Below are 20,050 nucleotides of genomic sequence, written 5' to 3' on the forward strand. Positions count from 1 at the left end.
CCTATCGCCTAGTCTGCGGCGAACAACGCCTCGGCCGCGAGCACCATGGCCGTCACCCCGGCGGTGACGGACGGCTCCGGCTCGATGCGGAAGAAGGGCGAGTGGTGAGACGACGCCGTTTCCAGCTCGCCCTGAGCCGTGCCGCCTACCGCGAAATAGACTCCGCGCACGCCCGTGTCCGGCGCGATGAAGTAGGAGAAATCCTCCGCCCCCATGCCCTCGCGCGGGCGGTCGATCAGGATGTCCGCGCCCATGCCCGCCGCGATGGCCGATCGCACGATGGCGGCTGTGCGGGTGTCGTTGATGGTCGGCGGGGTGGTCTGGGTCTGGGACCGCGTCACCACCGGCAGCAGGTCGTCTGGCACCCCGAGCGCCACCGCCGTGCCCCGCGCCACCCGGTCGATGCCGTCCAGAAGCTGCTCGCGCACCTCGAAATCGTCCGATCGTACGGTCAGCTGCAGGTCCACCCGGTCGGGGATGATGTTGTGCTTGACGCCCCCATGGATCGACCCGACCGTGATGACGCCGGGGCTCAGGGGCGCGATCTCGCGACTGACGATGGATTGCAGCGACACCACGATCTGGCTGGCCACCAGCACCGGGTCCACCCCCATGTGTGGCGAGGCGCCGTGGGCGCCAACGCCCCGTACCGTGATGTCCACGCTGTCCGAGCTGGAATAGGCGATGGCTTCGGGCACCATGATGCGGCCCGCCTCAAGGCCCGAGGCCACGTGGAAGGCGACGGCGTAATCCGGCTTGGGGAATCGCTCGTACAGCCCGTCCTGCACCATGGTGCGCGCGCCGGAAATGGTCTCTTCCGCCGGCTGGGCGATCAGGATCAGCGTGCCGGACCAGTTGTCGCGCCGCGCCTGCATCTGGCGGGCCGTGCCCACCAGGGCGGTGATGTGCACATCGTGGCCGCACGCATGCATGACCGGCTTTTCGGTCCCGTCGTGGTCCACCTGCCGCGCGGTGGAGGCGTTGGCCAGACCGGAGTTCTCCGCGATGGGCAGGCCGTCCATGTCGGCGCGCAGCATGACCGTCGGCCCGTCGCCGTTGCGCAGCACCGCCACCACGCCATGACCGCCCACGCCGGTGGTCACCTCATAGCCCAGCGCCTCCAGCTCCTGCGCCATGCGCGCGGCGGTCTGGACCTCCAGGCCCGACAGCTCGGGATTGCGGTGGAAGTGGTCCCACAGGGCCGCCAGATTGGCCTGATAGTCCTGCGCCACCGCCCGCTCCAGCGCCGCGTCCTGCGCAAAGACCGGCGAGGCGAGGGCGGCCGCGCAGGCCGCCAGCATCAGCAATCGTTTCATGGTTCAGCCCCCGTGGATTTTCGGTAGTTTGGTCCGGCGCGGCGTTTCCGGCAACCGGCACGACGGGATTCATCCCCGCATCGGCCAGACGAGCCATGCCGCGCCACAACCGACGGTGAGCACATAAAGGGTCAGCAGCAGGCCCAACCAGGTGCGGAATGGTTCCTTTCGCGTCTTGTGACGCAGGATGTGCTGACCCATCCAGGCGCCCAGACCGCCGACGAGAACAGACGCCAGAAGTGTCTGCTCCGAGACCCGCTGCCCCCCGGTCCGCGCCTGAGATTTATCAAAGGCGAACAGCCCGAAAGCAACCAGATTGCCGAGCACGACAAGGATGAGAACCCCGTCGATGGCCGACAGCAACCTCATGTCGTCAGCTGTACCCCTGCAACGGCCGCACATCCAGTTCGCCGGCCTTGATGGCCGCGATGGCCTGGGCGGAGGCGAGGGCGGCGGGGGTGGTGGTGTAGTAGGGGATCTTCATCATCAGGGCCGAGCGGCGGATGGAGAAGCTGTCCGACAGGGACTGCTTGCCCTCGGTGGTGTTGAAAACCAGCTGGACCTCGCCGTTCTTCATGGCGTCGACGATGTGGGGACGACCCTCCAGCACCTTCTTGACCAGCCCGACCTCAAGCCCTTGCTCGCTCAGGTAGGCGTGGGTGCCGCTGGTGGCCAGGATGGAGAAACCCTGCTCGATCAGCTTCTTCACCGCGCCGAGGATGAACGGCTTGTCGTCGTTGCGCACCGAGACGAAGGCGCAGCCCGACGTGGGCAGGATGGTGCCGCCGCCCAGTTGTGACTTGGCGAAGGCGCGGGCGAAGGCGCCCTGCATGTCCGCCTCGTCCGCGCGCTTCCAGTCCAGACCCATGACCTCGCCGGTGGAGCGCATCTCGGGCCCAAGCACCGTGTCGACGCCGGCGAACCGGGCGAAGGGGAATACCGCCTCCTTCACCGCGATGTGGTCGTAGGGTTTGTGCGTCAGCCCGAAGGAAGCCAGCGTTTCGCCCGCCATGACCTTGGCGGCGATGGCGGCGACGGGCTCGCCGATGGTCTTGGCCACGAAGGGCACGGTGCGGCTGGCGCGCGGATTGACCTCCAGCACGAAGATGCGGGGATGGTCGCTGTGCGGCTCCTCGATGGCGAACTGCACGTTCATCAGGCCGCGCACCTTCAGGGCCTTGGCCATGGCCTCGGTCTGACGCATCAGCTCGGCCACCACCGCCTCCGACAGCGAATAGGGGGGCATGGAACAGGCGCTGTCGCCCGAGTGGACGCCGGCTTCCTCGATGTGCTCCAGCACGCCCGCCACGAACACGTCGTCGGCGTCGCAGATGGCGTCCACGTCCACCTCGGTGGCGCGGTTCAGATAGTGATCGATCAGGACCGGATCGTCGCCCGAAACCTTCATGGCCTCGCCTACATAGCGGTCCAGCTGCTCGCGGTCGTGCACGATCATCATGCCCCGGCCGCCCAGCACGTAGGAGGGGCGCAGCACCACCGGATAGCCGACGTCCTCGGCCTTCTGCGCGGCTTCCTCGGCCGAGCGGGCCAGGCCATTGGGCGGCTGTTGCAGGCCGATGTCGTGCAGCATCTTCTGGAACCGCTCGCGGTCCTCGGCCAGGTCGATGGAGTCCACCGAGGTGCCCAGGATCGGCACGCCGTCCGCCTCCAGCGCATGGGCCAGCTTCAGCGGCGTCTGGCCGCCGAACTGCACCACCACGCCGATCAGGTCGCCCTTCGAGCGCTCCACGTCGATCAGCTCCAGCACGTCCTCGGCCGTCAGCGGCTCGAAATACAGCCGGTCGGAGGTGTCGTAATCGGTGGAGACGGTCTCCGGGTTGCAGTTGACCATGATCGACTCGACGCCGATGTCGGCGAAGGCGAAGGCCGCGTGACAGCAGCAGTAGTCGAACTCGATGCCCTGGCCGATCCGGTTCGGTCCGCCGCCCAGGATGATCGCCTTCTTGCGGTCGGACGGCTCGGCTTCGCAGTCGGGGACCTGGCCAAGGGCGCCGGTCTCATAGGTCGAATACATATAGGCCGTGGCGCTGGCGAACTCGGCGGCGCAGGTGTCGATGCGTTTAAACACCGGACGCACCGACAGACCCCGGCGGGCGTCGCGCACGGCCTTTTCGGTGGTTCCGGTCAGCCTTGCCAGACGGGCGTCGGAAAAGCCCATGCCCTTCAGGCGGCGGAACTCGACGGCGTCGGCCGGCAGGCCCTTGACCCGCACATGGCCTTCCTCGCGCACGATCTCGGCGATCTGGCGCAGGAACCACGGTTCATAGGAACAGGCGGCCTGAACCTCCTCGACGCTCAGCCCGTGGCGGAAGGCCTGGGCGATGACGCGGATGCGGTCCGGCGTGGGCAGGCCCAGGGCGCGGACCACCGCGCCCTTGATGGCGGCCTCGTCCTCGGCGCCCGTGACGCCCTCGATCTCGATCTCGTCGAAGCCGTTCAGGCCCGTCTCCAGCCCGCGCAGGGCCTTCTGCATGGACTCCTTGAAGGTGCGGCCGATGGCCATGACCTCGCCCACCGACTTCATGGAGGTGGACAGCATCGGCTCGGCGCCCGGGTATTTCTCGAAGGCGAAGCGCGGGATCTTGGTGACCACATAGTCGATGGACGGCTCGAAGCTGGCCGGGGTCACCTGGGTGATGTCGTTGGTCAGTTCGTCCAGGGTGTAGCCGACGGCCAGACGAGCCGCGATCTTGGCGATGGGGAAGCCGGTGGCCTTCGACGCCAGCGCCGACGACCGCGACACCCGCGGGTTCATCTCGATGACAACCATGCGGCCGTCCTTCGGATTGATCGCCCACTGGACGTTCGATCCGCCGGTCTCCACCCCGATCTCGCGCAGAACGTTGATCGAGCCCGTGCGCATCCGCTGATATTCCTTGTCGGTCAGCGTCAAGGCGGGGGCCACGGTGATGGAGTCGCCGGTGTGGACCCCCATCGGGTCGATGTTCTCGATGGAGCAGACGATGATGCAGTTGTCCGCATGGTCGCGGACCACTTCCATCTCGTACTCCTTCCAGCCCAGCACCGATTCCTCGATCAGCACCTCGGTGGTCGGCGACAGGTCCAGCCCGCGCTCCACGATCTCGCGGAACTCCTCGACATTGTACGCGATGCCGCCGCCGGTGCCGGCCAGGGTGAAGCTGGGGCGGACGATGGCGGGCAGGCCCACGAAGGCCAGGGCGTCTTCGGCCTCGTCGATGTGGTGCACGGCCTTGGAGCGGGGGCTCTCCAGACCCAGCTTGTCCATGGCGTCGCGGAATTTCTGCCGGTCCTCGGCCTTGTCGATGACCTCGGCCCGGGCTCCGATCATCTCCACGCCCAGCCGCTTCAGGGCGCCCGAGGCGTCCAGCGCCAGAGCGGTGTTCAGCGCCGTCTGGCCGCCCATGGTGGGCAGCAGGGCGTCGGGCCGCTCCTTCTCGATGATCTTCTCGACCATTTCCGGGGTGATCGGCTCGATATAGGTGGCGTCGGCCACCTCCGGGTCGGTCATGATGGTGGCCGGGTTCGAGTTCACCAGGATCACCCGGTACCCTTCGGCTTTCAGCGCCTTGCACGCCTGCACGCCTGAGTAATCGAACTCGCACGCCTGCCCGATGACGATGGGGCCCGCGCCGATGATCAGGATGGACTTGATGTCTGTGCGTCTGGGCATGGGCGGCTTCTTCTTATTGCGCGCGCGGACGGCCGCGCGGTGAGCGGCGACCGTTTCGATAGGTTTGAGGCTAAGGCGAGGCATTTAGAGGGAGGCCTCAACACGCACAAGGGGCTACGCGACTGTCACATTCCAGACACACCTCGCAGTTTCGCCGCCCCATTTCAGCCATGAAGGTTGCGGTGCGGCAACATCGGCTCATAGGGTGTGACAGGACCGTGAACGGTCGCCCATGCGAAGCTGCGCAGTACTGGAGATATAGCCTTATGTCGTCGACCCTGAGACTCAAGCACACCACCAGTCTGGTTGGTGGGATTCTCGCCATCGCTGCGGCCATGCCGGTCATGGCTCAGGACGCTGCAACGGCAGAGCAGGGTCCTGCGGTCACGGAAGTGCAGGAACTGGTGATCACAGGGTCGAGAATTCCGCGCAATGAATTCACGAGCAGTTCGCCGGTTCAGATTCTGACGGCGGAAAGCGCCCAGGCGCGAGGCCTCAGCGACACGGCGCAGCTGCTTCAGCAATCGACGCTCGCCGCTGGTTCGCCGCAGGTGACGTCAACGATCTCCAGCGCATTCGTCACCAACGGCGGGCCGGGCGCCGCGACCGTTTCCCTTCGTGGACTGGGCGCCAACCGGACTCTGGTGCTTCTCAATGGCCGTCGGGCCGGTCCGGCCGGAACGCGGGGCGGCGTCTCCGCCTTCGATCTGAACGTGCTGCCCCAGTCCTCGCTCTCGCGCGTCGATATCCTGAAGGACGGTGCGTCCTCCATTTATGGATCTGACGCTGTGGCGGGGGTGGTGAACCTCATCACCCGCACTGATGTCGATGGCGGCGAGGTCTCGGCCTACTACACGGCGCCGTTCGAGGGTGGCGGGGAGCAGGTCAATTTCTCGGGCACCTGGGGCCGTACGTTTGACCGCGGCCATTTCAGCATCTCGGGCGACTATTATCGCCAGTATGAGCAGCTTGAAGGTGATCGGGATTACACCCAGTGCGCGGCGCAGTATGTCCTGAACGCTGATGGCAGCCGCGGTGACCGGATTGATCCCCGTACGGGTCAGCCGGCGTGTCTGGACCTGCTGTGGGGGCATGTGTGGGCCTATTCCAACACGTTTGCCTCGCTGCCCGGCCGCTTCCAGTTCGATTATGACGGCGATCTCGGGCAATACATCCCGACCATGCCGGCCAACCTGGCGGGAATGTTCCCCACGGCGCCCGCCGACTTCTATCTGGTCGGCTATGCCCAGGATCCCACCAGCACCGCGGTGATGAACGGCAACCACCCGTTTGATGATGCGCAGACGCTCATCCCGGGCGTTGAGCGCTACACCGTGTTTGCCGACGGGGTGTACGAGATTGGCAATGGTGTTGAGGCGTATGCCGAGGTTCTGCTGAACCGGCGTAAATCCTCGACGACCGGCTATCGCCAGTTCTGGAACTACGCCTACGCGGGTGGATGGTCTTACGGCGCAAGCCCCGGTTACGAAAACTGGGGTGGCGATTATCTGATCAGCCCCACGCCGATCACGGACCATGCCGGAGCCAGCCAGACCGTTGACTATGCGCGCGTCGTCGCCGGTATTCGCGGGACTGTCGCGGGCGACGCCGGATTCCTCACCGGTTGGAACTGGGATCTGTTCGGGCAGTACAGCCGCTCGGACGGCGAGTATGTGAACGACGTCATCCTGAATGACGCCGTTGAGAGCCAGAGCTTCCGCACCACGACGTGCGCGGGTGAGGTCCTCCCGGTGAGCGGCCGGACCTGCATCGACATCAACTGGGCGGATCCGCAGTTCCTGGCCGGTAACCTCACGGATGAGCAGCGCGCCTTCCTGTTCGACGTGGACACCGGCAACACGATTTACGAGCAGACCTACGTGGAAGGGTACATTGGTGGCCGGATCATGGACCTGCCGGCCGGTCCCTTGGGCGCCGCCGTCGGTTTCCACCTGCGTCGTGATGAAATCAACGACACGCCCGGAGAAATCACCCGAAGCTCCAATGCCTGGGGCGCTTCCAGCGCGGGCATAACGACCGGTGCGGAACAGACCTCCGAACTCTTTGCCGAGTTGGCTGTGCCGTTGCTGCGTGACCTGCCCCTGGCTCGATCTCTCGAATTGAGCCTCTCGGGCCGTATGACTCACACCGAGTCCTCCGGCGGGGCCAGCACATACAAGGTCGGCCTCAACTGGGAGTTCCTTCCGGACGTCCGCTTCCGGGCGACAACCGGCACGTCCTTCCGGGCTCCGGCGCTCTTTGAACTGTATCTCGCTGATCAAAGCAGCTTCGCCAACCAGCGTACGGTCGACCCCTGCATCAACTGGCAGCAGAACCTCAATGACGCCCTGATCAGCCAACGTCTGGCGGACAACTGCGCCAATCCGAATGGGCCTGGCGGCGGCGTTCCGGGTAACCACACCGGCGCGGGCAGCTCGGCGACGCTGTTCCAGGGCGGTGGCATCGGCCAACTGGAGCCGGAAACCTCGGAAGCCCACGTCGTCGGTCTGGTCTGGACCCCGCGCTTCATCAATCTGAGTGTTGCGGTGGATTACTTCGAGATCGAGATCGAGGACGAAGTCACCAGTCTCGGAACCCAGACGGTCGCGGCCTGCTACCTTTCGGATACGTTCCCGACCGACCCCGTTTGTAGTCAGTTCGTTCGTAACGCGGGCACCAAGCGGATCGATACGATTTCGGGTCGCTTCATCAATATCGCCAAGCAGACCAACCGCGGCATCGACTTCACGGCTCGATATGGCCACAGCCTTCCCTGGGGCGACCGCGTCACCGTGGACGCCCAGGCGACCTGGCAGCTGGAAGCCCGGCGCGCACTGTTTGCGGACAATGTGGTCGATAATCTGGGTGAGATCGGCAATCCGCAGTTCGTCGGCAACCTGAACGTCCAGTACGAGCGCGGTCCCTGGACCGGCGTGTGGGGCGTTCAGATGGTCGGCCCGCAGTCCAACTACGGGTCTTACGGGTCCGACACGATCATCCTGAGCGGCCAGGAGTATGGTCTGGTTCTGGATGCGGACTTCACCGCATTCCACAGCCTGTCCCTGCGCTATGATGCGGACACCTGGTCTATCCTCGCCGGCGTCGCCAATGTGCTCGACGAGTTGCCGCCGCAGGTCACCACCCTGAACCTGGGTGAGTTCAGCACCGTCGGCACCTCGGTGCTGGCCTCGCAGTACACCGAGGGCTACTACGGCCGTCGCGGCTTCATCCGCGTCAGCAAGCGCTTCTAGGTCGAGAGACTGACAGGCATAATCGGGGGCGGGGGATCATCGATCCGCCGCCCCCTTTTTCTTGAGTACGACGAAGGACTTTGAATGGCTGTCATCCTCGGCATGAAGGACACCCTGGACAAGGATGTGGCGCGCTTCGAACAGCAGCCGTTGAAGGAGCCCTTGTTTCTCAACAGCATCCCGAAGGGCGGGACCCACCTCATCCGCAACATCCTGAGGATGTTCGCGCCGGTCGAGCAGCACTACCACCACGAGTTCGTGCAGATTCCGAATCTGGCCATCCATCGCCAGGCCTTCGACGTGTCAAAGCCGATGCTCAGTTGCGGCCATCTGCTGTTCAGCGATTCCTCCGTTCACGCTCTTCGGGGTGTTCGCCATATTGTCCTGGCGCGGGATCCCCACACCTGGGTGCTGGCCAGGGCCCGTTTCTTCCTGTCCGATGAATTTCAGCAAGCAAATCTCGCGCACCTCAAAACGGGGGTGGTCGGACCAGATGAACTTCTGAACATGATGATTTTCGGCATTCATGACAAAACGCCGATGCTTATCGACATGTACACGCACAATGTCGTCGCCTGGATGGGCAGTGCGGTGCTCGTTCGCTACGAGGATATTCTTGGCGCCGTGGAGGACCTCGACAGCAAGGCGGCTCAGTCGTTCTTCTTCCAGCTGTTGTCCGACTGTGGCGTCGAAAACATTCCGAACGACTGGCGCGAACGGATCCGCGTCGGCTCGGACCGAAAACAAAGCCGGACCGCCCGGGAAAATCTCAAGCTCGCCGCGACGGTGGAACTGCCCGCCGAAATTTCCGACATCCAGAAGAAGCTGGTCGAATTTCACGCGCCCGGCCTGCGGGCGCTGCTGGGCTACGTCTGACGGCGCCTGGGAGGCTCAGTTCGTCACGACCGCACACTCCCAGCCGTCGTAGTCCAGCTGGAAGGCGGCGGCCCAGGATTGCATCATGGTGGAGACGGAGGCGAAAGACGCCTCGTCCACCGGGATCGTGGTTTCGAGAATGGTGGTTTCGTCCTGACCGCGCGTCACGAACCCGGCGCGCCGGGCCACCTCGTTCAAGTCGTCGTGGGCTCCGTCCCCATGGAAATAGAACAGGGTGTGACGCGGCGTCCGGCCGCTGTCGCCGTGCTCGGCCAGGGCGGCGCGCACCATGGCGTCGCGTTCCTCATGGCTGGGGGCGTCGGACAAGGCGGATTCTGCTCCGGTTTCAAGCGCGCGACGGTCGGCGCCGAAGGGATCACGCGGTCCGTTTAGTGAGCCTTCACAGCGGCCACAAGGGCGTTATCGCCCGGTGCTCGAGACAACCCACGGCGGCACCTCGGCGATGGCGTCCAGCGCGGCGAATCTCGGCTCGTTCTCCGGGGCGTCGGCCAGTTCGTGGGCCCAGGTGACGGCGTAGGGAATGTGGGCGGCCCAGGCGCCGGCCTTGAGGGCGGGCAGCACGTCGGACTTCATGGAGTTGCCAACCATGGCCGCCTGCTGCGCCCCCGTGCCGTGTCGCCGGAAGGCGCGGTCATAGGTCTCGGCGGTCTTTTCCGACACGATTTCCACCGCAGAGAACAGGTCGCCCAGGCCCGAGGCGGCCAGCTTGCGCTCCTGGTCCATCAGATCGCCCTTGGTGATCAGCACCAGGCGGTACTGCTCCGACAGGCGGTTCAGGGTCTCGGCCACGCCGGGCAGGGTCTCGACAGGGTGGGACAGCATCTCGCGCCCGGCGGCGAGGATCTCGCTGATCACCCGGGGCGGGGGCGCGCCGTCGGTCAGCTCCATGGCCGTCTCGATCATGGACAGGGTGAAGCCCTTCACGCCGTAGCCATAAAGGCGAAGGTTGCGCTGTTCTGTCTCGGCGAGGCGGGTTTCGATCTGGTCCCGGTCGTGATGCTCCGACAACAGATCGGCGAACCGGTCGTGGGTCAGCCGGAAGATGGTCTCGTTGTGCCAGAGGGTGTCGTCGGCATCGAGGCCGATGGTGGTGATGGGCATGATCGCTCCCTATCATGGAGATGGAAGCGGCGGAAAGCTGTCGGGAGAGCGTGTGATGCGGGCTGTGGTGATCGGGGCGTCAGGGGGCATTGGCGCGGCCCTGGCGGCCCGCCTGGCGGCCGAAGACCGGTACGAGGCGGTGTTCGGCGTGTCGCGTTCGGGCCGGGCGCCGGACGGGGTCACCGGCCTGAAGGCCGACGTCACCGATCTGGCGTCCCTCGAAGCCGCAGCGGCGGCGGTCGGGGCCCCGCTGGACCTGTGCATCGTGGCCAGCGGGGTGCTGCATGACGGTTTCCAGCCGGAGCGCAGCTGGCGCGCCCTGGACGCCGACCACCTGCAGCGGGACTTCGCGGTCAACGCCATGGGGCCGGCCCTGGCGGCGCGAGCCTTCCTGCCGCTGGCGCCGCGCGAGGGGCGGGCGGTGTTCGCGGCCCTGTCGGCGCGGGTGGGCAGCATCGGCGACAACCGGCTGGGCGGCTGGCACAGTTACCGGGCATCCAAGGCGGCCCTGAACATGATCCTGAAAACCCTGTCGGTGGAGCTGGCGCGGACCCATCCGGGCATGATCTGCGTCGGGCTCCATCCGGGCACTGTGGACACGGCGCTCAGCGAGCCGTTCCAGAAGGGCGTGGCGGCCGAAAAGTTGTTCGCGCCGGAGCAGTCCGCCATGCGACTTCTCACTGTGATCGACGGGCTGATCCCGGCGGATTCGGGCGGCGTGTTCGACTGGAGAGGTGAGTGGATCCCCGAATAACCGCGTTTGCTAACCGCGTTTTTTCACCGCGTTTCTTAGCGTTACATTTCTCTTTTCCATGTCACATTCTCCGGCTTCACGACCCTGCATCAAGCTGGGGCGTGCGGGAGAGAACAGTGATGGCTTACCCGACGGGGCACTCGCTCCCCGCGGGATTGAGCGACACGCCAGCCGGGGCGGGTGGGGACCGTCCAGTCGAAGCGCGCAGCTTCAGTCCCGTTGGGGCTAAGAGTTTAACCTTTCCATTGGTCACCGACGCTCGCAGGGAACTGACGGTCACCCTGGCCGCCAGGCCGGTGTTCGATCTCGCTCGCCGAAGTCACGTGGGCGCGCGACTGGCGCGCACCGTGCGGCGGGCCGGGGGCGAAAGCGCCCTGGCCGGCATGCACCGGGTGCGGCTTGAGGTCGCCGACCTGAAACGCATCGATGTGGAGACCCTGCGCCATGGGGTGGGTCTGCTCGACCTGCCGGGGGGCGCGACGGGCGTGGCCCCGGCCTTCTGGCGCACGGTGGCGTCGTCGGCGGGGCGGTTCTCGCTGCTCTATACGGGGCTGGAAGCCGACGTGGACGCGGGCCTTCTGCTGGTGGAGATCATGGGGGTGGACATGAAGGCCACCGCCGAGGACGTGCGCGCCGCCATCGATCATCTGGGGGCCCAGCGGCGCGGGGTGATCGTGCACGCCCCGCCCGAAGCCGGCATGATCGCGCGCCTCGGGCCGGTGGGCCCTCGCTGCGTCTCGCTGGACTTTGCGGGCGTGGCGACCGAAAGCGCCGTCGACTGGCGTGTAGCCGCAGAGCTGATCGCCCAGGCGAAGGGGGTCGCCCGCGACGTGTTGCTGGTCAATCTGCCGCCGGCGCGGGGAGAGGCGGCCGCGGCTGCCGGCGCCACCCACGCCGTGTTCTGCGACATGGGCCGTCTGACCGCTTGAAGCGTCCGCAACGCTTGACCTGGGGGATGTGACTCCATAGGAACGCGGCCGTTTGCCATCGGGGGCGGTTCGGCCCATGAAGGCCGCGTCCCAAGCCCCAGGAGCCCGCCATGACCACCCTGCTGCCCGGAGCCACCGGCGTGCTCGCCCTGGCCAACGGAACCGTGCTTCAAGGCATCGGCGTGGGCGCAACCGGGTCGGCCCTGGGCGAGGTGGTCTTCAACACCGCCATGACCGGTTATCAGGAGATCCTGACGGACCCCAGCTACATGAAACAGGTGCTGGTCTTCACCTTCCCCCACGTGGGCAATGTGGGGACCAACGGCGAGGATGTGGAGCAGATCGGCGACGGCGGGGCAGGGACGGCGGCTGTGGGCGCTGTGTTCCGCGACCTGCCCACCGATCCGGCCAACTGGCGTAGCGACCACGGCTTCGACGCCTGGATGAAGCGGCGCGGCGTGGTGGGGCTGGCAGGCGTGGACACCCGGGCCCTGACCAGGGCCATCCGCGAGAACGGCTCGCCCCACGGCGTCATCGCCCACGACCCGGACGGCAAGTTCGATCTGGACGCGCTCGTAGCCCAGGCGCGCGCATGGTCGGGGCTTGAGGGTCTGGATCTGGCCAGGGATGCGTCCTGTCTGCAGGCCTTCGATTGGACCGAAGGAACCTGGGAGTGGCCCGAGGGCTACGTCGCCGGCGACGGTCACCGCAACGAGGTGGTGGTCGTGGACTATGGCGTGAAGCGCAACATCCTGCGCGCCCTGGCCGCCACCGGCGCGAAGATCACGGTGGTGCCCGCCACCACCACGGCCGAGGAGATCCTGGCCCGCAATCCCGACGGCGTCATGCTGTCCAACGGTCCTGGCGACCCGGCGGCGACCGGCGAATATGCGGTGCCGGAAATCCGCAAGCTGGTGGAGTCCGGCAAGCCTGTCATGGGCATCTGCCTGGGTCACCAGATGCTGGCCCTGGCGCTCGGCGCGAAGACGGTGAAGATGGATCAGGGCCACCACGGCGCCAACCATCCGGTCAAGGACGTCACCACCGGCAAGGTGGAGATCGTCTCAATGAACCACGGCTTCACCGTGGACCGCGACAGCCTGCCCGAGGCGGTCACCGAAACCCACGTCAGCCTGTTCGACGGCACCAACTGCGGCATCGCCCTGAAGGATCGCCCGGTGTTCGGCGTGCAACACCATCCGGAAGCCTCACCGGGGCCGGCCGACAGCCTCTATCTGTTCGAGCGCTTCGCCGGACACATGGACGCGGCGCGGGGTTAAGGCGCGTCAGCGACGGGTTCGGCCAGAACCTCCCAGCCTGAGCCGTCCAGACCCAGTCGCCGCCCGGCCTCATAGCTGCGCAGCATCGACTCCTGGCTGAAGTCCAGGGCTGCGTCCGGCGCGTCATCGGGCATGGAAACCACCTGCAGGCCCATTCCCAGCGTCCGGGCCAGCTGGGCCGTGCGGGCCACGTCGGCGCGGGTGATGGCCTTGCGCATGATGTCGAAGCTGCGCACCGCCACCGACACGCCGCTGAGCCGGGCCGTGGCGAAGGTCGGCTCGGGGTGGCCGTTGATGACCACCCAGATGCGGCCGGGCAGCCCGCCGGTCAGGTCCTGCGCCGCATCGGGCGGACGCAGAAGGAAGGGTTCCGGCGCCACCAGCACATTGGCCACCGTGCCGCCGTCGACGTGCAGTTCGACCGCCTGATTGCCGCCGTTGCTCAGGGGCAGGGCGACGGGCGGAAAGGCTACAGGAATGCTGGCCGAGGCGATCAGGATATCCATGAACAGGATGCGCGAGGCCTTGTCGGTCTGCTGGGCGAGAGCGCCCATGTCCCAGACGATCTGGGTCTGGGTGTCCAGGCTGGTGGTGGCCACATACAGCCGCCGGCCGAGCCGATGCTGCTCGGCCACGGCGCTGAGCAGGGCCTCGTCCACATGGTTGACCACCAGCTGGGCCAGGGGCTCGGGCCGGAACACGCTGGGCCGGAACAGGACTCCCAGCCCCCGTGAGCGCAGCAAGCCTTCGGATTCGCCGTCGGTGAAGGCGCGGACCAGCCCGGCGTCTCCCGCTTCGCCGATGAAGGCGAAAGGCGCGATCAGGGCTCCGGTGCTGACGCCGGTGACGATCTCGAACCGGGGCCGGTCTCCCCGTTCGCTCCAGCCGTTCAGCACGCCCGCCCCGAAGGCGCCGTTGGCCCCCCCGCCGGACAGGGCCAGCAGGTCTACGGCGCCGTCATCGGCGGAACGGGCCGCGACGCCCAGTTCGCGCACAAAGCGCAGCTGGGCGTCTTCGACATCGAAGTCGTACCGAATGGCGGGGCTGGCCGCGCTCAACTGGGCCGCCGTGACCTCCACTCGCGGATAGGTCTGGCAGGCGGTGAGCAGCATCAGCAGGATGCAGCCTGCGATGATGCGGCCCTGACGCGCCATGATCCCCTCTCCTTGCCCGGCGCCATGGTGCCGTGGCGCGCCGGGCTCCACAAGCCGCCTGTGCGAAAAGGGCGCGGGCTAGGGCAGGGCGTCCAGTTGACAGTCCCGTCGCAGCTCTGCGGCCTTGCGAAGGGCCAGCGGCGCCGCGCCGAGCCAGTAGGCGGCGTCGTCGGGGCGGCCGGCGTGTCTTCGCTCAAGGCCTCGACGGCGACGCAGGGCGGCGTTCTGCATCAACCGGGCGTGCAGCGCGCGGGGATGATCGTTCGTGACGGCGGGAGAGCAGGGAACCGCGACGGCGTCGGGCCCCTTCGGCTCCACGGCCGGTCGGGCGATGGCGATGAACATGGTCAGCTTCCGGATGAACCCTTTCACCTTCTGGCGTCGGCGGTCCGGGTCGTCCCTTTCTGGGGACGGGTTGCAGAGTTAACCACAGGACCCTGTGGACAGTTCCGCCTTCGGGTAGAAAAATGACATGAAAGTCAGTGGCTTAGGTCACGGTTCCGCCATCATGGTTAATCAGACCCTAAAATCACGGCCCGGGCCCGGACTCGGCTATAAGACGCCGTGCGCTTCGACGACCGTTTCCTTGATGAGCTGAAAAGCCGCCTGCGTCCCTCGGACGTCATTGGGCGCACGGTGAAGCTCAAGCGTCAGGGACGCGAGTTCGCCGGTCTTTCGCCCTTCACCAAGGAGAAGTCGCCGTCCTTCTTCGTCAACGACGAGAAGGGCTTCTTCCACGACTTCAGCTCCGGCAAGCATGGCGACATCATCAGCTTCCTGCAGGAGACCGAGCGCCTCAGCTTCGTGGAGGCGGTCGAGCGTCTGGCGGCGGAAGCCGGCATGGCCTTGCCCGCCCCGGACCCGCAGGCCGCCGAGCGCGAGCAGAAGCGCCAGGGCCTGGCCGACTGGATGGATCTGGCCCAGAAATGGTTTGCCGCCAACCTGCGCCGCTCCGCCGGCAAGGCCGCCCGTGAGATGCTGGACCGGCGCGGCCTGCCCGAGGACCAGTGGGACCGCTTCGGCCTCGGCTATGCGCCCAATGACCGCGAGGGTCTGAAGAACGCCCTGATCCAGCGCGGGGCGAAGCCGTCGGAATTGGTGGACGCCGGGCTGCTGATCGCGCCCGAGGGCGGCGGGTCGCCCTATGACCGCTTCCGTGACCGGCTGATGTTCCCGATCCACGATGCGCGCGGCCGCATTGTCAGCTTCGGCGGCCGGGCCATGAACCCGGACGACCGGGCCAAATATCTGAACGGGCCGGAGACCACGCTCTTCCACAAGGGCGCGACCCTCTACGGCCTGCCCGAGGCGCGCCGCATCCTCGGGGCGGGGTCGAAGTCCGACGCCGCCCCAAATTCGAGCATCGTGGTGGTCGAGGGCTATATGGACGTCATCGCCTGCCACCGCGCGGGCATACCCGCCGTGGCCCCCATGGGCACCGCCCTGACCGAGGAGCAGATGGCCCTGCTGTGGCGCGTCAGCGCCGAGCCGGTGCTGTGCTTCGACGGCGACCCGGCGGGCCAGCGCGCGGCGGGCCGGGCCCTGGAGCGGGCGTTGCCTCTGTTGAAGTCCGGCCGGTCCTTCCGTTTCGCCCTCCTGACCGGCGGGCAGGACCCGGACGACATTCTGCGCGACAAGGGCGCCCCGGCGCTGCGGAACGCCCTGTCCGAGACACGGCCCTTCGCCGAGATGCTGTTCGAGCGGGAACGGGACGCCGAGCCGCTGGATACGCCCGAACGCAAGGCCGGGCTGAAGGGGCGCCTGCGCCAGGCGGCCCAGGCCATCCAGGACGCGGACCTGGCCGAACAGTACCGTCGTGAGCTGTTCGAACGCTTCGACGACCTGTTTCCGCGCCGCCCCGCCTTTCAGCCGCGCCAGCCCGGCGCCCGCTGGACGCCCGGCAAACCGGCCATTATCGGCGCCACCGACGAGGGCAGGGCCGCGGTCACGGCCCTGTCGCGATCCATCGAGCCCATCGCCGCCGCCCTGGCCCATGCGGCCATCGACGACCCCGAACGGCTGGACGATCATCTGGAGGCCGTGGGCCGCCACGGCTTCGGCGATCCGGCGCTGACGGCCCTCGCGGACGAGGTCGTGAGGTTAAGGATGTCGGGACTTGCCCTTGACAGCGCGGCCCTGCGACGCCATCTGGCGCAATCGGGTCTTGATGCGTTAATGCGCGAGGTCGAGAAGGCGGCGGCAAAGTCCGGTGCGCCATTCCTGGCCGCGAATGCGCCCCTCGCCGAAACGCGGGCCCGATGGTCGCAGGCGTTCGATGCTCTGACCCGCATGGCGGCGTTGGAGGGAGCGCTTAGCTCAGCGAAGTCGGAGGCGCATCGCGGCTTCGACGCCTCGGCTTTCAGTCGTCTGAAAGCCGAGCGCGATGCATTGCGACGAGCCATCAAGACTGGAACCTTATGGGATGAGGCGGCGGGTTCGTAACAAACCGCGCCTTCGAACGTTGTTAAAGCCAGCGAGATTTCGCGGCTGGAGAGACTGAATGAGCGCGCAGACCGAGACCCAGGAAGCGGAAACCACCAATGACGGGCCGCTGCTCGATCTGACTGACGCCGGCGTCAAGAAATTCATCCGCCAGGCCAAGGCCCGCGGCTTCGTGACGATGGAGGAACTGAACAAGGTTCTCCCGTCCGAGGAATTCACCCCCGACCAGATCGAAGACACCCTGGCCATGCTGTCCGAGATGGGCGTCAATGTGGTCGAGGCCGAGGAAGACGGCGAGGGGCAGTCCACCGAGGTGGCCGAGCGCGCCGAAACCGCCGTGGCCGAAACCGGCGCGAAGCCCGCCTATGACCGCACCGACGACCCCGTCCGCATGTATCTGCGCGAAATGGGCTCGGTCGAGCTGCTGAGCCGCGAGGGCGAGATCGCCATCGCCAAGCGCATCGAGGCCGGCCGCGACGCCATGATCTCGGGCCTGTGCGAGAGCGCCCTGACCTTTGAAGCCATCATGGTGTGGCGCGACGAGCTGGCCAACGGCCGCATCCTGCTGCGCGAGGTCATCGACCTCGACCAGACCTACGGCGGTCAGAATCCGCCCGCGGCTGAGGGTGAGGACGAGGACAGCGAGGAAGAGGGCGAAAAGGCCGAACCCGAGGCCAAGGAAGAAAAGCCCGACGGCGACGAGGACGAGGACGACGACGATTTCGACGACGGCGGCGGCCTGTCCATCTCGGCCATGGAGGCTGAGCTGCGCGACGGGGTCATGGAGATCCTGGACGCCGTGGCGTCGGACTTCGACGCCTTCCGCAAGCTGCAGGACAAGCTGGTCGAGGCGCGCCTGAAGGGCGACGCCCTGTCGACCAGGGACCAGAAGAACTACGAGGCCCTGACCAACGCCATCTCGGACCGGCTGAAGACCCTCAAGCTCAATAACAACCGCATCGAGGCGCTGGTCGAGCAGCTGTACGCCATCAACAAGCGCCTGATCGGTCTCGAAGGCCGCCTTCTGCGCCTCGCCGACAGCTACGGCATCTCGCGTCCGGAGTTCCTCAAGGCCTATTTCGGCGCCGAGCTGGACCCGACCTGGAGCGAGCGGGTCAAGGAAATGGGCGTGCGCTGGACCAAGTTCAGCGACAATGAGGCCGAGCAGATCGCCCAGATCCGCACCGATGTCGCCGCCGTGGCGACCGAGGCCGGCCTGCCCATCGACGACTATCGCCGCATCGTCCAGACCGTCCAGAAGGGCGAGCGCGAGGCCCGTCAGGCCAAGAAGGAAATGGTCGAGGCCAACCTGCGCCTGGTCATCTCCATCGCCAAGAAATACACCAACCGGGGCCTGCAGTTCCTTGATCTCATTCAGGAAGGCAACATCGGTCTGATGAAGGCGGTCGACAAGTTCGAGTACCGACGCGGCTACAAATTCTCCACCTACGCCACCTGGTGGATTCGGCAGGCCATCACCCGCTCGATCGCCGACCAGGCCCGCACCATCCGCATCCCGGTGCACATGATCGAGACGATCAACAAGATCGTCCGCACCCAGCGCCAGATGCTGCACGAGATCGGCCGCGAGGCGACGCCGGAAGAGCTGGCCGAACGCCTGGCCATGCCGCTGGAGAAGGTCCGCAAGGTCCTCAAGATCGCCAAGGAGCCTATCAGCCTCGAAACGCCCATCGGCGACGAGGAAGACTCGCACCTGGGCGACTTCATCGAGGACAAGAACGCGATCCTGCCCATCGACGCGGCGATCCAGTCGAACCTTCGCGAAACCACCACCCGCGTGCTGGCGTCCCTGACGCCGCGCGAGGAGCGGGTGCTGCGTATGCGCTTCGGCATCGGCATGAACACCGACCACACCCTTGAGGAAGTGGGCCAGCAGTTCAGCGTGACCCGCGAACGCATCCGTCAGATCGAGGCCAAGGCCCTGCGCAAGCTCAAGCATCCCTCGCGGTCGCGCAAGCTGCGGAGCTTCCTGGACAGCTGAGTTCCGGCAGCCCTTCTCCTCGAAGGAGAAGGGCATGCTCAGGATAAGCCAAGGTACGCCGCCGCTTTACCCCGCTCATCCCGGCGAAGGCCGGGATCCAGATGCGAGGTCTCGCACGGATCAGTGACCAGGGTGGTCGTGCCACTCACCCCAGACCCGGCCATGTGATCTGGATCCCGGCCTTCGCCGGGATGAGCGGAATGAGGTCGGTAACGGCCGAGGCCGGGCGCGAACACGCGCCCGTGGGGTCACCCCACCTCGACGCGGTAGCTCTCGATCACGGTGTTGGCCAGCAGGCTCTCGCACATGCGCTTCACCTCGGCCTCGGGCTCGGCCACGTCGTCGGCCAGATCGAACTCGATCATCTTGCCGACGCGGGCGTTGGTGACGCCGGGCCAGCCCAGGCTGTGCAGGGCGCCCTCGACGGCCTTGCCCTGGACGTCCAGCACGCCGGGCTTGAGATAGACGTGAACCTTAACCTTGCGGGCCATCAGTGCAGGCCTCCCTGAATCACGGTGGGCATGTCCTTCATGATGCCGAGCCGGCGGGCGACCTCGGCGTAGCTTTCGATCACATCGCCCAGATCCCGGCGGAAGCGGTCCTTGTCCAGCTTCTCGCCGCTGGTGGTGTCCCACAGGCGGCAGGAGTCAGGGCTGATCTCGTCGGCCAGGATGACGCGGGCGAAGTCGTTCTCCCACACCCGGCCGAACTCGATCTTGAAGTCCACCAGGGTGATTCCGACCGCGGCGAACATGCCCGACAGATAGTCGTTGATGCGCACGGTCATGGTCAGGATGTCGTCGATCTCCTGGGTGGTGGCCCAGTTGAAGGCGGTGATGTGCTCTTCGGTCACCATCGGATCGCCCAGCTCATCCTTCTTGTAATAGAATTCGATGATCGAGCGGGGCAGGGCGGTGCCTTCCTCCTGGCCCAGACGCTGGGCCAGGGAGCCGGCGACCACATTGCGGCACACGACTTCCAGGGGGATGATCTCGACCTCGCGGATCAACTGCTCGCGCAGGTTCAGCCGCTTGATGAAGTGGTTGGCGATGCCCATGCCGCCGAGGCGGGTCATGATGAACTCGCTGATCTTGTTGTTCAGCACGCCCTTGCCTTCGAGGATGGCCCTCTTCTGGGCGTTGAAGGCGGTGGCGTCGTCCTTGAAGTACTGGATCAGGGTGCCGGGCTCGGGTCCTTCGTAGAGGATCTTGGCCTTGCCTTCGTAAATCTTCTTGCGGTTCTTCATCACGG

At 66.4% G+C, this 20,050-nt stretch carries 16 protein-coding genes; 7 read left to right on the forward strand and 9 right to left on the reverse strand.

Features of this window, described 5'->3' with window-relative positions:
- Positions 1-8: 8 nt before the first annotated feature.
- The 3 genes from ACK4SE_RS12380 to carB form a co-directional block, all read right to left on the reverse strand.
- Positions 9-1,316, reverse strand: a complete 1,308-nt coding sequence (locus ACK4SE_RS12380; protein WP_409693129.1) for an amidohydrolase — start codon at positions 1,314-1,316, stop codon at positions 9-11.
- Between the two features lie 69 nt (positions 1,317-1,385).
- The gene (locus ACK4SE_RS12385; RefSeq protein WP_409693131.1) at positions 1,386-1,685 is read right to left on the reverse strand and encodes a DUF1294 domain-containing protein; all 300 of its coding nucleotides are present in this window, start codon (positions 1,683-1,685) and stop codon (positions 1,386-1,388) included.
- 4 nt (positions 1,686-1,689) lie between these two features.
- Positions 1,690-4,989, reverse strand: coding sequence for a carbamoyl-phosphate synthase large subunit (gene carB, locus ACK4SE_RS12390; protein WP_409693134.1), 3,300 nt, complete (start codon positions 4,987-4,989; stop codon positions 1,690-1,692).
- Positions 4,990-5,255: 266 nt separating this feature from the next.
- Between carB and ACK4SE_RS12395 the strand changes: the two genes are divergently transcribed.
- Together ACK4SE_RS12395 and ACK4SE_RS12400 are read left to right on the forward strand one after the other, a co-directional pair.
- The gene (locus tag ACK4SE_RS12395; RefSeq protein WP_409693137.1) at positions 5,256-8,240 is read left to right on the forward strand and encodes a TonB-dependent receptor plug domain-containing protein; all 2,985 of its coding nucleotides are present in this window, start codon (positions 5,256-5,258) and stop codon (positions 8,238-8,240) included.
- Between the two features lie 84 nt (positions 8,241-8,324).
- Positions 8,325-9,116 (forward strand): hypothetical protein, encoded by a 792-nt coding sequence (locus ACK4SE_RS12400; RefSeq protein ID WP_409693139.1) that lies wholly within the window; start codon positions 8,325-8,327, stop codon positions 9,114-9,116.
- Between the two features lie 15 nt (positions 9,117-9,131).
- On the opposite strand, the gene ACK4SE_RS12405 is transcribed toward ACK4SE_RS12400, so the two are convergent.
- Both ACK4SE_RS12405 and ACK4SE_RS12410 read right to left on the reverse strand, forming a co-directional pair.
- Positions 9,132-9,443 carry a hypothetical protein gene (locus ACK4SE_RS12405; RefSeq protein WP_409693142.1) on the reverse strand — a complete coding sequence of 104 codons (312 nt, stop codon included), beginning with the start codon at positions 9,441-9,443 and terminating at the stop codon, positions 9,132-9,134.
- 93 nt (positions 9,444-9,536) lie between these two features.
- Positions 9,537-10,238 carry an HAD family hydrolase gene (locus ACK4SE_RS12410; RefSeq protein ID WP_409693145.1) on the reverse strand — a complete coding sequence of 234 codons (702 nt, stop codon included), beginning with the start codon at positions 10,236-10,238 and terminating at the stop codon, positions 9,537-9,539.
- On the opposite strand from ACK4SE_RS12410, the gene ACK4SE_RS12415 reads away from it, so the two are divergent.
- From ACK4SE_RS12415 to carA, 3 genes are all read left to right on the forward strand, one after another.
- A complete protein-coding gene (locus tag ACK4SE_RS12415; RefSeq protein WP_409693147.1) occupies positions 10,237-10,992 on the forward strand; it encodes an SDR family NAD(P)-dependent oxidoreductase in 756 nt (251 codons plus the stop codon). The genes ACK4SE_RS12410 and ACK4SE_RS12415 overlap by 2 nt on opposite strands.
- A 245-nt stretch (positions 10,993-11,237) precedes the next feature.
- On the forward strand, positions 11,238-11,921 hold the full coding sequence (locus tag ACK4SE_RS12420) for a hypothetical protein (RefSeq protein WP_409693150.1): 684 nt from the start codon (positions 11,238-11,240) through the stop codon (positions 11,919-11,921).
- A 110-nt stretch (positions 11,922-12,031) separates the two neighbouring features.
- Complete coding sequence (gene carA, locus ACK4SE_RS12425; RefSeq protein ID WP_409693153.1) at positions 12,032-13,201, forward strand: glutamine-hydrolyzing carbamoyl-phosphate synthase small subunit; 1,170 nt, start codon at positions 12,032-12,034, stop codon at positions 13,199-13,201.
- Here carA and ACK4SE_RS12430 read toward each other — a convergent pair.
- Positions 13,198-14,355 (reverse strand): patatin-like phospholipase family protein, encoded by a 1,158-nt coding sequence (locus ACK4SE_RS12430; RefSeq protein ID WP_409693156.1) that lies wholly within the window; start codon positions 14,353-14,355, stop codon positions 13,198-13,200. The genes carA and ACK4SE_RS12430 overlap by 4 nt on opposite strands.
- A gap of 78 nt (positions 14,356-14,433) precedes the next feature.
- Positions 14,434-14,700 carry a hypothetical protein gene (locus tag ACK4SE_RS12435; RefSeq protein WP_409693159.1) on the reverse strand — a complete coding sequence of 89 codons (267 nt, stop codon included), beginning with the start codon at positions 14,698-14,700 and terminating at the stop codon, positions 14,434-14,436.
- 219 nt (positions 14,701-14,919) lie between these two features.
- On the opposite strand from ACK4SE_RS12435, the gene dnaG reads away from it, so the two are divergent.
- Complete coding sequence (gene dnaG, locus ACK4SE_RS12440) at positions 14,920-16,797, forward strand: DNA primase (protein WP_409693161.1); 1,878 nt, start codon at positions 14,920-14,922, stop codon at positions 16,795-16,797.
- Between the two features lie 58 nt (positions 16,798-16,855).
- Positions 16,856-18,799 (forward strand): RNA polymerase sigma factor RpoD, encoded by a 1,944-nt coding sequence (gene rpoD, locus ACK4SE_RS12445; RefSeq protein ID WP_409693164.1) that lies wholly within the window; start codon positions 16,856-16,858, stop codon positions 18,797-18,799.
- Between the two features lie 248 nt (positions 18,800-19,047).
- On the opposite strand, the gene purS is transcribed toward rpoD, so the two are convergent.
- Together purS and purC are read right to left on the reverse strand one after the other, a co-directional pair.
- Entirely contained in the window at positions 19,048-19,290 is a 243-nt protein-coding gene (purS, locus tag ACK4SE_RS12450) for a phosphoribosylformylglycinamidine synthase subunit PurS (protein WP_409693167.1), read from the reverse strand.
- Positions 19,290-20,048 carry a phosphoribosylaminoimidazolesuccinocarboxamide synthase gene (gene purC / locus ACK4SE_RS12455; protein WP_409693170.1) on the reverse strand — a complete coding sequence of 253 codons (759 nt, stop codon included), beginning with the start codon at positions 20,046-20,048 and terminating at the stop codon, positions 19,290-19,292. Before purC ends, purS begins: the two co-directional genes overlap by 1 nt.
- Positions 20,049-20,050 lie beyond the last annotated feature (2 nt).

It is taken from the genome of Brevundimonas sp., from assembly GCF_046293315.1.
In the GTDB taxonomy this organism is placed as follows: Bacteria; Pseudomonadota; Alphaproteobacteria; order Caulobacterales; family Caulobacteraceae; genus Brevundimonas.